Origin of the sequence: Geotalea uraniireducens Rf4 (assembly GCF_000016745.1) — a bacterium.
Classification (GTDB): domain Bacteria; phylum Desulfobacterota; class Desulfuromonadia; order Geobacterales; family Geobacteraceae; genus Geotalea; species Geotalea uraniireducens.
Genome location: NC_009483.1, coordinates 3,516,610 through 3,531,618, shown reverse-complemented (window position 1 = coordinate 3,531,618; position 15,009 = coordinate 3,516,610). Strand labels below are relative to the sequence as shown.

At 55.7% G+C, this 15,009-nt stretch carries 15 protein-coding genes and 1 pseudogene; 15 read left to right on the top strand and 1 reads right to left on the bottom strand.

The window, feature by feature from the left end; all coding sequences use genetic code 11:
* Nucleotides 1-141: 141 nt before the first annotated feature.
* The 12 genes and pseudogenes from GURA_RS15455 to GURA_RS24970 form a co-directional block, all read left to right on the top strand.
* Nucleotides 142-1,299, top strand: coding sequence for an acyl-CoA dehydrogenase family protein (locus tag GURA_RS15455; RefSeq protein ID WP_011939875.1), 1,158 nt, complete (start codon nucleotides 142-144; stop codon nucleotides 1,297-1,299).
* Nucleotides 1,300-1,569: 270 nt separating this feature from the next.
* Nucleotides 1,570-2,535 (top strand): CoA transferase subunit A, encoded by a 966-nt coding sequence (locus GURA_RS15450; protein ID WP_011939874.1) that lies wholly within the window; start codon nucleotides 1,570-1,572, stop codon nucleotides 2,533-2,535.
* A 1-nt stretch (nucleotide 2,536) separates the two neighbouring features.
* Nucleotides 2,537-3,364, top strand: a complete 828-nt coding sequence (locus GURA_RS15445; RefSeq protein ID WP_011939873.1) for a CoA-transferase subunit beta — start codon at nucleotides 2,537-2,539, stop codon at nucleotides 3,362-3,364.
* Between the two features lie 809 nt (nucleotides 3,365-4,173).
* Nucleotides 4,174-4,350, top strand: a complete 177-nt coding sequence (locus tag GURA_RS24700; protein WP_198134478.1) for a hypothetical protein — start codon at nucleotides 4,174-4,176, stop codon at nucleotides 4,348-4,350.
* 113 nt (nucleotides 4,351-4,463) lie between these two features.
* Nucleotides 4,464-5,138: an outer membrane protein gene (locus tag GURA_RS15435; protein ID WP_011939871.1), complete on the top strand. Its 675-nt coding sequence runs from the start codon at nucleotides 4,464-4,466 to the stop codon at nucleotides 5,136-5,138.
* A gap of 251 nt (nucleotides 5,139-5,389) precedes the next feature.
* Nucleotides 5,390-6,787 carry a hypothetical protein gene (locus GURA_RS15430; RefSeq protein WP_011939870.1) on the top strand — a complete coding sequence of 466 codons (1,398 nt, stop codon included), beginning with the start codon at nucleotides 5,390-5,392 and terminating at the stop codon, nucleotides 6,785-6,787.
* Nucleotides 6,788-6,996: 209 nt separating this feature from the next.
* On the top strand, nucleotides 6,997-7,419 hold the full coding sequence (locus GURA_RS15425) for a GxxExxY protein (protein WP_011939869.1): 423 nt from the start codon (nucleotides 6,997-6,999) through the stop codon (nucleotides 7,417-7,419).
* A 40-nt stretch (nucleotides 7,420-7,459) separates the two neighbouring features.
* Complete coding sequence (locus GURA_RS24390; protein ID WP_157046222.1) at nucleotides 7,460-7,600, top strand: hypothetical protein; 141 nt, start codon at nucleotides 7,460-7,462, stop codon at nucleotides 7,598-7,600.
* 50 nt (nucleotides 7,601-7,650) lie between these two features.
* The gene (locus GURA_RS24385) at nucleotides 7,651-7,791 is read left to right on the top strand and encodes a hypothetical protein (protein ID WP_157046222.1); all 141 of its coding nucleotides are present in this window, start codon (nucleotides 7,651-7,653) and stop codon (nucleotides 7,789-7,791) included.
* Between the two features lie 50 nt (nucleotides 7,792-7,841).
* Nucleotides 7,842-7,982, top strand: a complete 141-nt coding sequence (locus GURA_RS24380) for a hypothetical protein (RefSeq protein WP_157046222.1) — start codon at nucleotides 7,842-7,844, stop codon at nucleotides 7,980-7,982.
* Nucleotides 7,983-8,032: 50 nt separating this feature from the next.
* Nucleotides 8,033-8,173 (top strand): hypothetical protein, encoded by a 141-nt coding sequence (locus GURA_RS24375; RefSeq protein WP_157046222.1) that lies wholly within the window; start codon nucleotides 8,033-8,035, stop codon nucleotides 8,171-8,173.
* 224 nt (nucleotides 8,174-8,397) lie between these two features.
* Nucleotides 8,398-9,335 (top strand): annotated as a pseudogene (locus GURA_RS24970) (IS3 family transposase); the annotation flags it as partial.
* Nucleotides 9,336-9,374: 39 nt separating this feature from the next.
* On the opposite strand, the gene GURA_RS15410 reads toward GURA_RS24970, so the two are convergent.
* Nucleotides 9,375-10,930, bottom strand: a protein-coding gene (locus GURA_RS15410) for an IS3-like element ISGur5 family transposase (RefSeq protein ID WP_085949352.1) whose coding sequence is annotated in 2 segments (ribosomal slippage) — nucleotides 9,375-10,453 and nucleotides 10,453-10,930 — 1,557 coding nt in all. Because the reading frame shifts where the segments join, the coding sequence is not laid out codon by codon here.
* A 239-nt stretch (nucleotides 10,931-11,169) separates the two neighbouring features.
* On the opposite strand from GURA_RS15410, the gene GURA_RS15400 reads away from it, so the two are divergent.
* The 3 genes from GURA_RS15400 to GURA_RS15390 all read left to right on the top strand — a co-directional run bounded on the left by GURA_RS15400 (nucleotide 11,170) and on the right by GURA_RS15390 (nucleotide 14,977).
* The gene (locus tag GURA_RS15400; RefSeq protein WP_011939866.1) at nucleotides 11,170-11,724 is read left to right on the top strand and encodes a retropepsin-like aspartic protease family protein; all 555 of its coding nucleotides are present in this window, start codon (nucleotides 11,170-11,172) and stop codon (nucleotides 11,722-11,724) included.
* A gap of 145 nt (nucleotides 11,725-11,869) precedes the next feature.
* On the top strand, nucleotides 11,870-13,588 hold the full coding sequence (locus tag GURA_RS15395) for a sensor histidine kinase (protein WP_011939865.1): 1,719 nt from the start codon (nucleotides 11,870-11,872) through the stop codon (nucleotides 13,586-13,588).
* A gap of 66 nt (nucleotides 13,589-13,654) precedes the next feature.
* A complete protein-coding gene (locus GURA_RS15390) occupies nucleotides 13,655-14,977 on the top strand; it encodes a S41 family peptidase (RefSeq protein ID WP_011939864.1) in 1,323 nt (440 codons plus the stop codon).
* The last annotated feature ends 32 nt before the right edge of the window (nucleotides 14,978-15,009 follow it).

Here is a 15,009-nt window from a genome sequence, read left to right as displayed (position 1 = left end):
ATGTCATTAATAGGTAGGGGCGGGTCTTGTGCCCGCCCTGTTGGAAACGCCGCCCAAAGTCAAAGACGGGCGACCACAAGGGTACGCCCCTACGAAATCAATAACTGTCATTTTGAATGCAATTCTGAATAAGGAGGGGGCATGTATCTGGAACTTACCGAAGAGCAAAAACTGATCCAGGAGACGGCGCGGGACTTTGCCCGGGCGGAGCTGGAGCCGGTTGCAGCAAGGCTCGACCGGGAGGGCGACCGGCCGGCATTTCTCAATAACCTGCGAAAATTGGCCGAGCTGGGTTTCATGGGATTGAACGTGAAGGAGGAGTATTGCGGCGCCGCGGCCGGGACCGTGGCCTTCAGCGTGGCCATGACCGAGATCGCCCGCGCCTGCGCCTCCACGGCGGTGACCGTATCGGTCAACAACATGATCTGCGAGGTGATCCAGGCGGTCGGCTCCGAGGAGCAGAAACAGGCCTGCATCCCGCGGATCTGTTCCGGCGAATTTGCGGCGGGAAGTTTTGCCCTGACCGAGACCGGCGCCGGCTCCGACCCGGCCGGCATGACCACCACGGCGGTGCAGGATGGGGACGGGTGGTTGCTGAACGGCTCCAAGATATTCATCACCAGCGCCCCCTACGCCGGGGTGTTCGTTGTCTGGGCCGTCACCGACAGGTCGGCGCCGAAGGGGAAGGGGATCAGCTGCTTCCTCGTCGAGCAGGGTGTGCCGGGGCTCATCATCGGCAAGCAGGAGGAGAAGATGGGGCAGCACGCCTCTGCCACCAACGAGTTGATCTTCGACAACTGCCGTATCCCGAAAAACGCCCTGATGGGGAAACTGAACGACGGCTTCCGTATCGCCGTCGGCGAGCTGGCCGGCGGCCGGATCGGCATCGGTTCCCTCGGCCTCGGGCTAGGATTGGCGGCCATGGACTTTGCCACCAGGTATGCCACGGAGCGGAGCCAGTTCGGTCAGAAAATCAGCGACTTCCAGGCGATCCAATGGATGATCGCCGATGCCTACACCGAACTGGAGGCGGCCCGGTTGCTGCTGATGAATGCGGCGTTCCGCAAGGAAACGGGAAAATCTTTTGCCAAGGAGGCCTCCATGGCCAAGATGTACGCCACCGAGGCGGCCAACAAGGCCTGCTACAAGGCGGTGCAGATGCTCGGCGGCTACGGCTACACGAAAGACTTCCCGGTGGAGCGTTATGCCCGCGATGCCCGGATCACCTCCATCTACGAGGGGACCAACGAGATCCAGCGGTTGATCATCTCCCGGGAGATTTTGAAGAACTTGATTTAAAGACAAAATCCAACACAGAGGCGCAGGCGTGGAGAAAGGCAAAAACGGATAATCTTTTTTACCGCAAAGGCGCAAAGGAGGCGAAGAATATCCGAAACCTTTTTTGGGTTTAAGAGCCAAAAATCTATATGATTTGTTTTCTTCGCGCTCTTCGCGTTTTAGGTCCTTTAGGCCCTTTGGGTCCTTTGGGTCCTTTGCGGTTCAAGGTTGTTGTTTCTAGCTGTGTCCCTGTGTCTGGCAAAGGCTTTATCAACCAAGAAGGAGGAACGCATGGGCAACAACAAGCGCATTACCCTGCAGCAAGCCGCCGAGATCATCAGGGACGGCTCCAGTCTCACCTTTTCCGGCTTCACCATCTGGCGGCGGCCGTTTGCCGTTGTCTTTGAACTGATCCGGCAGGGGCGAAAGGGGCTCCACCTCATCGAGGTGAACGGCGGTCCGCAGACCGAGTTCCTGGTGGGGGCCGGTTGCGTGGATATCTGGGAATCATGCTGGGTGGGGCACGAGCTGTACGGCAAGTACGGCGCCAACCTGTCGCGCAAGGTGGGGAACAGGGAGATCATAGTCGAGGACTATAGCCATGCGGAGATGCTGTTCCGCTTTGCCGCTGCTGCCTCCGGGGCGCCTTTTGCCGTAACCCAGACCTCGCTCGGCACTGACATCCACAACCCGGAGTACGACATGCTAGGCCGGGCAGGCTTAAGGGACGGCAAGCGGATAGCCAGGCACAAGTATCAGTTCACCGAAGACCCGTTCTTCGACGCCGGCGCACAGGTGCTGATCCCGGCGGCCAAGGTTGATGTGGCGGTCATGTGCGTCCAGCAGGTGGGGGAGGAGGGGACGGTGCGGGTCTCGGGCCAGTACTACTCCGATCCCGAGGCGGCCCGGGCGGCCGATATCACCATCGTCATGGCCGAGGAGATCGTGCCTGAAGAGTACCTGCGCCGGGAAAGCGACCGGAATACCATCCCCGGCTTCGAAGTGGATTACATCCTGGAGTGTCCATTCGGCGCCCACCCGACGGGGATGTTCGGACGCTACGACGTGGATGGCGGTTTTCTCAAGGATTTCTACGGACGGACCCGCACCCAGGAAGGCTTTGACGACTTTGCCAGGGAGTGGATCTTCGGCCTCGACCATATGGGCTATCTGGAGAAGCTGGGGTGGCCGCGGATGCTTTCACTCAAGGCCAACACCGCGCTCAACTACAGTACCGGCGTGAAAAGGGGGCAATGACATGAACAAGGATTATGCGAATCCCGAAGAATACGGGCTGGCCGACCTGCTCTGCTGCGCGGCCTCCCGCGAAGTGCAGGACAACGAGATTGTCTTCGCCGGCACCGGTCTCCCCATGGTGGCGATCATGCTGGCTCAGAAGACCCATGCGCCGAACCTGAAGCTGATTTTCGAGGCCGGCACCCTGGACGGCCGTCCGCCGGAGATCCCCACCTCAGTGGGTGACGCCCGTTGCGAAATGGGGGCTTCCCGCGCCTCCGGTCTTTACGACGCCTTCAGCATTGCCCAGCGGGGCTACGTGGACCTGGGTTTCCTCGGCGGGGCGGAGGTGGACGAGTATGGCAACGTGAACACCACGGTCATCGGCGACTATCTGGAACCGGAGCTGCGCCTGACCGGCAGCGGCGGCAACCCGGACATCAACTCCTTCGCCGGACGGACCGTTTTCATCATGGTCCACGAGAAGCGGCGCTTCACCGAAAGGGTCAGTTACATCACCAGCCCCGGCTGGCGGGTGAAAAAATGGCCGGGTGGCGAGTTCGTCCACCGGCGGGAGCTGTACGGCGCAGCCTACCGGGGCGGGCCGTCGGCGGTCATCAGCACTGCAGGGGTGTTCCGCTTTGACGACGAGAGCGGCCGTATCTACCTGGATACCTGTCATCCGGGGAAGACGCCGCAGGAGATCCGGGAGATGTGCCGGTTCGATCTCGACATCGCGCGTGTAAGCGGCGAAACCCTGCCTCCGACCCGGGAAGAGCTCCATTTCATCCACGAGGTGCTCGATCCGGAGCAGATCTTCATTCCCAGGGTAAAACCCCCATCAACCTAGCCCTCTCCTTTAGGGACATAGAATTTCATGATATACCGTTTTTGATCGTAGGGGCGAAGCAAACGCCTTATCTGCTTCGCCCGTCTTTGTTGGCGTTGCGAACAAGGGCGAAGCACGATGAAGCCGTGCTGTCGCCCCTACGTGGTATATTGATAATTACCAAGTCCTTTAGGCCCGCAATTTGGGTCCGCATGGGGCGAGGGGACTTTAAAGCTCCGCTCCCCTCCCTTGATGGGAGGGGTTGGGGGAGGGTGACATTACTGCTTCCAAGTGTAAAATTTTTTTACAATAAGTCTAAACCCTCGCCAGACAAGGGTTTACAGGTATGTGTAAAAATTTTTTACAAGAATGTAAACCCTTGTCCCATGGGCTTCTACGCCGATGTGTAAAAATTTTTTACAATAAGTGCGGCAAGGAATCTCCCCTACCCAAAACCCTCACCCCCGAACCTCCGGAACGCCAAATTTAAAAGTATTGTTTATATTCAGCTGGTTATTGATAGTTTATTGAATAATTTCAATCTGCCTTCCGCTTTGGCATGCAATGTGGTTATAGAATGGCTCCTGCTGCCGCCAAACATGCGGTCATTTATCGGGAGGAGACCATTGAGCCCACAGCGATTTCCCATTCAGTTTGACCCATGGTACGGAATTCTGTCGAGTGCCTTGTTTCTGCGCCCTTCGAGCTCCTATGTGGAGGTGAACAGCGAGGAGATCCGAGTGCGAATGGGCTGGGCATTTCGAGCTTGCTTTCCGAGAGCAGCTGTCGCCTTAGCCGCAGAAACGCATGGGCGCCCGCTGAGTCGTGGGGTGCATGGATTCGCAGGTCGATGGCTGGTGAACGGATCGGGACAGGGAATCCTGACCATCGACCTGACGCCGACCCAGCGCGGGTACGTCATGGGATTTCCCGTCCGCTTGCGACAACTCATGGTGAGTGTGGCGGAACCAGCGACTCTGGCAGCGGCACTCAGGGGTTCTACCTAGTCCGTGCGAGAGGGCGCGCAGATTTCCCAACAAGGTGCTCCCGCCGGCGCCGCGCGGCTGGGCTTATTCGTTGGTCTAAATAATATTGATGTCATTGCTATAGGTGGGAAATTATGAAAATTGGAATCATTGGCGTCGTTTTATCACTGCTCGTAATGTCTGCGATACCGTCTTTTGCCGAAGGCTTTATTGATTTATACGCCGGGCCATCTTTTACTGATAATGCGACCGTGACGATAAACAGCAATGTTGCCTCTACCAGCAAAAAAGTTGGTTTTGAAAGAGACGTCACATACGGTGTAAGAGGAGGCTACTGGTTCACAAAACAACGCTGGCTTGGTGTGGGAGGCGACTTTTCTTCCATGCACGCAAAGGGAGCTACCGCCAGATTCGATCTCGCGCCGCTGACCCCCATGGTTATGTTTCGGCTTCCACTTCTAAGTGACGAAAACATTCCCCAAGGGATGTTGCAACCCTACATCGGTATCGGCCCCAGTATATCTTTGTACACCTATGCCTCTGCCGACAATGGCCCGCCAACTGATAAAATCAACAGCTGGGGAATTAACGCTGGTTTTCAAGTTCCGGCCGGGATTGCTTTGCAACTCTCAAAGCATATCGCCTTATTTAGTGAATACCGCTATGCATATTACAGGGTCAACGTCCTTCAGGATACAACGACATACCTTTTTAATGCTGCAATTGGAAATAGTGACAACATTGCCAAGAAGGTAACCGCGTCGCTTTCGATGCACAATGTGCTTTTTGGGGTCTCGTTCCGGTTCTGAAATATCGGCAGTCTCTAGGAGCCAGTCGGACTTAGGGAATCGTAACGAGAGAATGGCAAATCGAGGACAGATTTTCGGAAATTTGAGAGCGAATAGTGGACCTATTTGTCGAAAATTTACGGGAATATGGACCGATTTTCCGTTCTCGCAGTAGATTCATTCCTAAGTCCGACAGGCTCCTAGGCAGGCAGCAGCGGGAAAGTTGCTGGACAGGCCGTTTTAATCAAATAATAGGAAGAGGAGGAGGGCGTATGAAAAAGATTTCAGTCTATCTGCTGCTTATGTTTGCCTTGGGAATCATGGCTGGTTGTGGGACAGGGGCGTCAACAGCTAACAATGCAACCGGAACCGTAAGTCTGCAAATCGACCTTGCAACGCTGCAACATAACGCCAGCTCTGCAGCCAAAATCGCATTTAGTACCATGACGACTAGCACCAATACGATTACTGCAGTGAGCGCCACTCTGTCTCGAGACGGTTATACGGATATTGTAACGGATCTGAGTGTAGCAAACAATGTGGCATCCGGCACAGTTACAGGCCTGGCAAAGGGGTACTGGCGCGTAACGGCCAATGCTTACAATGGCCAGGCGCTTATCTATACCGGTTCTGTCGACGTCAATGTCGTTGCCGGTGCCCAAGTCGCCGCGGAAATTCTCTTCGATCCGGCCAGTGCCGTAGTCGATCCCGCGACGACAGGCAGCGTCAGCCTGTCCGTCGGCTTCAACAAACTCCCCGGTTATTCCAAGATCCGTCAGTTTGTCAGCACGATCCTGCAGGACAAGGTGAATAAGAAGTTTTACATTTTCGACAGCAGCGCCGGAGTGCTGGCTGTTTACGCCGATACGCTGGTGCGCGAAAAGGACATCCCGCTGCAGGCTTCGCCGCAGGCGTTGGCAGTCGAGACGGCCGGCGGCTCCCTTTTGCTGGGGTATTCCACCGGCAAGATCTATCGGCTGAACATAGCCGACGAAAGCCTCACGTTGCTGGCTGATTCTCTGATCTCCATCAATGCACTGGTACCCGTTTCTTCCAAGTTTGTGCTGGTCGGCAATGGAACCGGCTGGGGGCCATCGAATACCTATGAGACCATCAACCTGGAAAACGGACAAATCGTCACCAGCAAGAGCTATTGGTATCCGCTCAGCAATTTCACCTTCAATCAGGCCACCGGCATGGCCTATGCCCTTGACAGCGGGCTGTCGCCGGCGGACATGCATCATCTGGCAATCAACGCGTCGACAGGGACGATCGATAGCATTGGCGATTCCCGTTACCACGGTGACTACGGTTTCGGAGCTCCGATTCGGGTAATGAATAGCGACACTCGTATTGCCACCGGGTCCGGCAACATGTTCATCTCATCGCCTGCAGCCGCTGACGATATCACCTATGCCGGTAATCTCGGCCATACTTTCATCGACTTGGTATCCGACGATGATCTCGGCAACCTCTACATGCTGAATAGCGACAATATCAAGAAGCTACTGGTCATCAAGCAGGACACCCTCTTCACAACAATGTCCATCGATATCGTTGCCGAGCCGAAACAAGTATTCAATACCCCGAACAGCATCATTGTGTTTATCAAGTCTGATAGCGATTACTACGCCAAGGTGTTCAGCAAGACGTCTCTTGGATTGATGTAACGAACGGAGCATTCGGGGAATTTCGGAGACGCCATGCCAATCATTATCGGTGAATAAGTATGGCGTCCCCGGAACTCCGTCCCGGAACTCCTCGGGAATCGGCAAGTGAAATGTGTGGGTCCGACACGCAGGCATTTTGCTATTGGGCAGAATAGGGCAGAACAGGGCAGAATAGGGCAGAATAGGGCAGAATAGGGGGGCGGGGGGCCATGACGGACAGGGGGTGTAATGACGAAGACATCTACAAGCATCGGGAATTGACTGATGCCATTATCTGCTGTTTCTACACTGTCTACAACACGCTTGGATTCGGCTTTCTGGAAAAGGTGTATGAGAATGCACTCCTGTTGGAGCTGGCAAAGAGACAGATTACAGCAACCGCTCAATGGCCGATTACGGTCTATTACGGAGAAAATCCGGTTGGTGACTATTTTGCCGACATTCTCGTCGAGGGGAAAGTCATTGTAGAAGTCAAGGCCGTAAAACAACTTGCCCCGGAGCATGAATCGCAGTTGTTCAATTATCTCAGAGCAACGGAAATTGAGGTTGGTCTACTGCTGAACTTTGGTCCGCAGCCGCAGGTTAGACGTAGATCCTTTGATAATAGACGGAAAGCATCTAGAGGCGGATAAAACAGAACCTGGGATTTGAACGCAGTACAGGCGGAAAAAGATGATCAAAGCGGATCAGGCAAAAGCAAAGATGAAAGGGTTTATCCGCCTTTATCCCCAGTTTCCGTTTTTTCTGCGGACAAGGTTTCGGCTTAAAGCTTCTATTGAACGCCCTGAAGTTGATCAGGCGGAAAGCATCTAGAGGCGGATAAAACAGAACCTGGGATTTGAACGCAGTACAGGCGGAAAAAGATGATCAAAGCGGATCAGGCAAAAGCAAAGATGAAAGGGTTTATCCGCCTTTATCCCCAGTTTCCGTTTTTTCTGCGGACAAGGTTTCGGCTTAAAGCTTCTATTGAACGCCCTGAAGTTGATCAGGCGGAAAGCATCTAGAGGCGGATAAAACAGAACCTGGGATTTGAACGCAGTACAGGCGGAAAAAGATGATCAAAGCGGATCAGGCAAAAGCAAAGATGAAAGGGTTTATCCGCCTTTATCCCCAGTTTCCGTTTTTTCTGCGGACAAGGTTTCGGCTTAAAGCTTCTATTGAACGCCCTGAAGTTGATCAGGCGGAAAGCATCTAGAGGCGGATAAAACAGAACCTGGGATTTGAACGCAGTACAGGCGGAAAAAGATGATCAAAGCGGATCAGGCAAAAGCAAAGATGAAAGGGTTTATCCGCCTTTATCCCCAGTTTCCGTTTTTTCTGCGGACAAGGTTTCGGCTTAAAGCTTCTATTGAACGCCCTGAAGTTGATCAGGCGGAAAGCATCTAGAGGCGGATAAAACAGAACCTGGGATTTGAACGCAGTACAGGCGGAAAAAGATGATCAAAGCGGATCAGGCAAAAGCAAAGATGAAAGGGTTTATCCGCCTTTATCCCCAGTTTCCGTTCTTTCTGCGGACAAGGTTTCGGCTTAAAGCTTCTATTGAACTATAGTGGACCCCAATTTTCGGACAATAGTTTAAGATGGTAGCCTGCGATAAAAAGGAGCAGGCAATGAGCGAAAAGAGCCGTAAAAGTTTCACCAGTCAGCACAAGGCAAAAGTCGCACTCGAAGCGATCCGAGGGACGAAGACCTTGAATGAAATCGCCCAGGAATTTGCTATCCATCCGACCCAGGTTGGGGAATGGAAGAAAGCCCTGATCGCACAGGCACCTGGAATTTTCGATTCCAAGCGCGGCCCCAAGCCCGATGATCCTTCCGCCAGCCCTGAGCGGCTCTACTCGGAAATCGGGCGGTTGAAGATGGAACTTGACTGGCTTAAAAAAAAGTCCGGGATTGGCCAGTAGCAGACCGCAGGCGCTGGGTAGATCTGCAAGGTTCCATGGCGCTCACCCGGCAATGCGAGTTAGCGGGCGTAGCCCGTTCTACTGTTTATGCCCCCCATTTTGTCGCCGTACCGGATGAATTGGAATTGCTGTTGCTGGCTTTGATTGATGCTGAATATACCTGTCACCCGTTCTACGGTAGCCGTAAAATGGTGGTGCATCTGGCCACCAAAGGCCATCCCGTCAACCGTAAGCGAGTTCAGCGATTGATGGGGGTCTTGGGGTTGGCTGGCATGGCGCCAGGGCCAAATACCAGCCGTCCTCATCCTCAGCACAAGGTTTATCCGTACCTGCTCAGAGGGTTAAACGTGTCCCGGCCAAATCAGGTCTGGAGTACTGACATCACTTACATCCGCCTGGCACGCGGGTTTGCGTACCTTGCTGCAGTGATCGACTGGTATTCGCGCAAGGTACTGGCCTGGCGATTATCGAACTCACTCGACAGCGGGTTCTGCGTTGATTGCCTGGAGCAATCGCTTCGAACGTTTGGTTGCCCTGAGATATTTAACACCGACCAGGGCTGCCAGTTCACAAGCGATGCATTTACCAGCGTCCTCACCTTGCACAACATCGCCATCAGCATGGACGGGCGCGGTCGGGCATTGGCGGCGGGTGTCAAGGTAGTTGTCGCCTCTGTTGAATTTTTATGCGGCGTCAAGAAGTTCGACTTCCGCCGTTGGTTCAGGGTTAAGATAAACTGTTTCCACTGGCTCCCAGTTTCGGATGTTTTTTGACCAGCGGTTTGGGTTTTGTTGCCGGGCCTTCTCGTATATCTCCCGGCGGTTTAACAGGATGGCTTTCTCCCGGCCGAAGTGGCGATCGTCCGGGGTGACGAAGCGAATGCCGCTGTGCAGATGCTCCGTGTTATACCAAGCGACGAAACCATCAACCCAAGTCTGGGCCGCTGCCAGACTTGAAAAAGGCCGACTCGGATAACCAGGTCTATATTTCATGGTTCGGAACAGCGCTTCTGAGAAAGGGTTGTCGTCACTGACCTGTGGCCTGCTGAAGGAAGGAATTACGCCCAGGCGCTGGAGAGTAGCCAGCATGGTCGCCCCTTTCATCGGGCCGCCGTTGTCGGAGTGAAGAATCAGGCCTTCCGGATTGATGCCGAGCCTGATACAGGCTTTCAGAAACAGCCTGGCGCTATAGTCATTGGATTCTTTTAAAAACACCGTGGACGCTACGATCTTGCGGCTCCAGACATCCATGATCATGTAGAGATAAAAGAACTGCCCAAGAATCGGGCTCTTCAAGTAGGTGATGTCCCATGACCAGACCTGGCAAGGACCGGTAGCCACATGTTCTTTTGGCTTGCGGCTGGTGGCGGGCCGGGAGGGTTCCCGGTGAGTCATCAGCCCATCGTCTTTGAGCACCCGGTAGAAACTCGATTCCGACGCCACGTATATTCCCTGATCGGCCAATTGCGGCACGATCTGTTTCGGCGAAATATCCCGAAACGCCGGGGAGTTTGCAATATCGATGATGTTCTGCCGCTCCGACGGAGCCAGCTTGTTCGCCGGTTCTGCGACTGGCCCATGTCGCCGATCTGCTCCGTCATCCTGGAGATTCCAACGCTGGAACGTGCGAATGCTCAGCCCGATGGCGACAACGGCCGATTCAAGTCTCGCTCCGGAATGGGTTGCCTCTTCAATAAGTTGCCCGATCATCTGCCGTTCCTCTTGTCCGTGGGCTCGTCCTCGCCCCCCCAGATCGATTGGACTTTTTTTTTGAGGATCAAAATCGCGGCGGCCTCGGCCAATGCTTTATCTTTGCGCAGTAATTCTTTTTCCAGTGCATGAATTTTGCGAGTTTCCTCTGATGTTTTTGAGGAAGGCCGAGACGGTTTTTGCAGCCCCGAAAGCATCATGGCGCGCCACTCGCGTAACTGTGCTTCATGAATTCCATTGCGACGCAGGAAGGCGCCAAGTTGATCTTCGGCAACCGTCTCGGCTTCGATGACGATTTTGAGCTTTTCTTCGGCAGACTTGTCTTGTGGGCGCTTTGGGGACATTGTTCTCCATGGTGCTTCAGAAATTGGGGAGTTACCAGATTCATTCACGACATTTGCGTCTCGAAGCCAGCGAGAGAGTGATTGTTGGGGAATTCCCACTTCTCGGGATAGAGCTGAGGCCGAGACGCCATTAGGGCAGGCCATCTTGCGAACCAGGCTGGATTTGAATCCTTGTGTGTATGTCATTATAGATCCTTGCTGCCCCCAGATGTTGAAAAAATACGGGTCGCCGGCTTTTGCCGGTCCCGGTCTTTCGAGCTGAATCGCAAGCTCGCTACGCTCGTTGCAATTCAGCTCGGAAGACCGTGGCTAAACAACCCATCTGAGGCGACAACTATTCTGACACAGGGGGGGATCGAAACGGCACGCTCCACTTTGTAGAAGATCCGTCCCATATCCCCAAGGAGTACCGGAACAAGAAGCAGGTGCGTAAGGACAAGTACGACGACCTGCCGGAGGACGAGCGGGCTGTGATGCTGGAGAAGGAACGAAACGAGCGGGCCGCGGCGAAGCAACAGGAGGAGGCCGAGCAGGCCCAGTCCCTCCAGGCGCGCAAGGCTGCCGAGGCCAAGGCGGCCAGGGAGCGGCAGCGGGCTCTCCTCTCGACGCCGGTAGTCATCTCAGGCCTCCAGGTGTTTGTGCCGGTGACCCTGACGAACGGCGAAGCGGAAACCGAGGCCATGCTCCTGCTTGATACCGGGGCCACCACGTCTGTGATCACCCCTGAAGTGGCGGCCCGTCTCAACATCGGCGAGACGGACAATGTGCGGGTCGGCGTGGTGGGGGGCAAGGTGCTCAAGGCCCGAAAAGGGGTCCTTACTCAGATGCGGGTGGGACCGATCCGGCGCGCCAGGCAGGAGGTTGTCATTATCAGGCAGCGTGCCGGCATTATGGGGGACGGGCTGCTCGGCATGACTTTCCTCGGCGGCCTCAAGTACACCATCGACTTTCAGAAGCAGACGCTCAACTGGATTCCGTAGAACGATTTTGTTAGTGATTTTCGTGTATTTAGTGGACCAAATGCTTTTCTAGGTTTAATACTCCCGTTAACCCTGGATTGGTGTCATCTGTCAGAAATTTATCGACTTTTAATTTTATAATGTTTATTTTGGCGCGGGAGGGTTGATGGCGGCACGACGCCGGAACAATCGCTGGAGCTTGGTCGGGACGGGAATCGGCCTGATGCTGTTTTTCTGGGTGGCGGATTGTTATCTGGACGGGGTTTTCTTCGACGAAGGTAGCTTTGTTCAGCAAATCCTGCATCCTGACGGGCAGGAACTGGCATACCGGATACAGTCGATGCTCTTTCTCCTTGTCTTTATAATTTATGCCTGGCGGAAATCCCTGACACAGGAACGCATCTCCTCTTCCCTGGAAGAAGCGCTGACCAACCTGGCCGCCGAAAAGGCCCGCTCCGAGGCAATCCTTGCCGCCATGCCCGATGCCGTGAGCGTCCAGGACACCGACATGAAAATCCTCTACCAGAGCCCTGGCACCAGGAAGGTGATGGGAGACCATGTGGGGGAATACTGCTATGCCGCTTATCATCAGCTGCCGTCGGTCTGCCCGGACTGCAATCTCGTCGAGTCTTTTGCCGACGGACTTCTCCATCGGCGGGAAACGAGCTCTCCCAATGAACGGGGCCCCCGCCATGTGGAGATAATATCGGCTCCGCTCCGGGATGCAGCGGGACGGATCATCGCCGGTATAGAATCGGTGCGCGACATCACCGACCGCAAGATCGCAGAAAACCGCCTCAGGCAGCAGCTGGCGGCCATCGAGGCTTCGATGGACGGCATCGCCATTCTGAATCCCGGCGGCGAATACCTCTACCTCAATAAGGCCCATGCCTCCATATATGGCTATCCTTCCCAGGTTGAACTGATGGGAAAGAGCTGGCATGTCCTCTATCCTGCCGACGAGCTGCAACGGCTGGAGTCTCTCATCTACGAGGGGGGCGACAAGCAGCGCGGGTGGCGCGGCGAGGCAACCGGCCAGAAGAAGGACGGCACCCTGTTTCCCCAGGAGATATCCCTCACCGTTCTGGAGGATGGCGGCATTGTCTGCGTGGTGCGCGACATATCGGAACGGCAGAAGTCCGAAGGGGAGATCCGCAAGCTGAACGACAGCCTGTGCCAGCAGGCTCTCGACCTGCAGGCCACGAACCGGGAACTCGAGGCGTTCAGCTATTCCCTCTCCCACGACCTGCGCGCCCCCCTTACCGGTCTGTATGGGGCGGCCCAGGCCCTTGCCGAGATCTGCAGCGACAAGATGGACGATACCGGCCTGACCCTCCTCAACGCCATCCGCCAAGGCTGCGAAAATATGGAAGAGTTGATCGAGGCGATGCTGGTGCTGTTCAAGGTGTCCAGGACCGAACTGAGCTATGCGGAGGTGGATTTGAGCGCCCTGGCCAATGCGATCATGGCCGAACTCCGTCTGCGTAATCCTGAACGTGCGGTGGAATGGCGCTTTGTCGAGGGAATTGTGGCATGGTGCGATCCCCACCTGGCCCGCATCCTTCTGGAAAACCTGATCGGCAATGCCTGGAAGTATACTGCCAGACATGATCACCCCAGGATAGAGTTCGGACAGAAATCGAGCGACGGGGCCGTCCAGTTCTTCGTGCGCGACAATGGGGTCGGTTTCGATATGCGGGATGCCCAAAGGATCTTCAAACCGTTCCAGCGTTTGCACCGTTCCGGTGATTTTCCCGGCACCGGAATCGGTCTCGCCACCGTCCAAAGGATCATCGACCGACATGCCGGCCGAGTCTGGGCAGACGGGGCGGTCGGTCTGGGCGCCACGTTCTTTTTCACCTTTCCCTTGCCGGATAAGGAGTGAACCTCCTGGTCGGCGCATCGACGCGCCGAAGAGCAGCTGTCAGGTCACGACATAAAAGGAAACAACATGAACCGCACTTACCCCCTTATTTTAACGCTTTTACTGTTGCTGTCGCTGGCCGGCTGCGGCGACTCATCGGCACCGGCCGGCGCCGGCCTGGAGGCCCAGCGAGCCTGGGTCAGGGCACATCTGGATGATGTATATCTCTGGCGAGGTGAAATTGTCGATGTTCCCTCTGCCAATTACGCATCTGCCCCCGACTACTTCGACGCCTTGCTGGTAACGGCCAAAGACCGCTTCAGCTTCAGCATGCCGAAGGCTGTCGCCGACAGTGAGCTGCGGGACGGGCAGCAGACCGGCTTCGGCGTGAAATGGGGCTGGGGGGCCTCGGGACGCCTGTTCGCCTATTATGTCGACCCTTACTCACCGGCGGCCGGGATGATCAGCCGCGGGACGGAAGTCATCTCGATCAACGGCTGGCCGGTCGCCCAACTGGCATCCTCAAGCCTGAATGCCGCCCTGTTTCCGGGCAAGGCGGGTGCATCCACCAGCATGGTGATCCGTAGCCCCGGCACCAGTGTGAACCGGCCTGCGACGCTTGTCTCGGCGAACTTCTCGACCACGCCGGTCGCGCAGCCGCTGCTCATCGGTCTGGCTCAGGGTAAGAAGGCCGGTTATCTGCTGTTCAACGACCATATCCTGACCGCGGAGCAGGGGCTGGTGAATGCCATGACCTATTTCAAACAGCAGGGGGTAAGCGAGGTCGTGCTGGATCTGCGTTACAACAGCGGCGGCTTCCTCTATATCGCCGAGGAGGTGGCCTCGATGCTGGGTGGCGCGGCGCTGCAAGGGCAGGTCTTCGAGCGGCTGCTGTTCAACGACAGGCATCCCGAACGGACCAACGATCCGCAAAATACCGTCCTCTTCTCCCCCTTGGACCAAAATGGCGCGACGCTCCCCCAACTCGGCCTACGGAGAGTTTTCGTCATCACCGGCTCCAACACCTGCTCGGCCAGCGAGTCGATCATCAACGGCCTTCTCCCTTATTTACCCGTTATCCGCATCGGCACTACCACCTGCGGCAAACCATACGGCTCCGTCCAAACCGATTATGAGGGGCAGGCGTATTTTGCCCTCCAGGTAGAGGGGGTGAACGCCAACGGCCTGGACGACTACAAGACCGGCTTTCTGCCCACCTGCCAGGTGGCCGACGATCTCAAATACCCGCTGGGTGACATCCGGGAAGCCCGACTGAGCGCGGCTATCTACTATATGAACAACACTGCCTGTCCGGCAGCGGGGACCGTTTCCCTCCCCAAGGCGGTTGCGACGGACCAGGGGGACGTCCAACTTATCGGGCCGAAACCACCGCTGAAGATCGTGCAGTGAGCTGAAAAGAGGGCACCCCACAAGGTGAGCAG

What these genes read in the sequence shown, in the direction of transcription:
- GURA_RS15455 (WP_011939875.1), top strand. Translation starts at nt 142, where the DNA reads ATGTATCTGGAACTTACCGAAGAGCAAAAACTGATCCAGGAGACGGCG.
- GURA_RS15450 (WP_011939874.1), top strand. Translation starts at nt 1,570, where the DNA reads ATGGGCAACAACAAGCGCATTACCCTGCAGCAAGCCGCCGAGATCATC.
- GURA_RS15445 (WP_011939873.1), top strand. Translation starts at nt 2,537, where the DNA reads ATGAACAAGGATTATGCGAATCCCGAAGAATACGGGCTGGCCGACCTG.
- GURA_RS15435 (WP_011939871.1), top strand. Translation starts at nt 4,464, where the DNA reads ATGAAAATTGGAATCATTGGCGTCGTTTTATCACTGCTCGTAATGTCT.
- GURA_RS15430 (WP_011939870.1), top strand. Translation starts at nt 5,390, where the DNA reads ATGAAAAAGATTTCAGTCTATCTGCTGCTTATGTTTGCCTTGGGAATC.
- GURA_RS15425 (WP_011939869.1), top strand. Translation starts at nt 6,997, where the DNA reads ATGACGGACAGGGGGTGTAATGACGAAGACATCTACAAGCATCGGGAA.
- GURA_RS24390 (WP_157046222.1), top strand. Translation starts at nt 7,460, where the DNA reads ATGATCAAAGCGGATCAGGCAAAAGCAAAGATGAAAGGGTTTATCCGC.
- GURA_RS24385 (WP_157046222.1), top strand. Translation starts at nt 7,651, where the DNA reads ATGATCAAAGCGGATCAGGCAAAAGCAAAGATGAAAGGGTTTATCCGC.
- GURA_RS24380 (WP_157046222.1), top strand. Translation starts at nt 7,842, where the DNA reads ATGATCAAAGCGGATCAGGCAAAAGCAAAGATGAAAGGGTTTATCCGC.
- GURA_RS24375 (WP_157046222.1), top strand. Translation starts at nt 8,033, where the DNA reads ATGATCAAAGCGGATCAGGCAAAAGCAAAGATGAAAGGGTTTATCCGC.
- GURA_RS15395 (WP_011939865.1), top strand. Translation starts at nt 11,870, where the DNA reads ATGGCGGCACGACGCCGGAACAATCGCTGGAGCTTGGTCGGGACGGGA.
- GURA_RS15390 (WP_011939864.1), top strand. Translation starts at nt 13,655, where the DNA reads ATGAACCGCACTTACCCCCTTATTTTAACGCTTTTACTGTTGCTGTCG.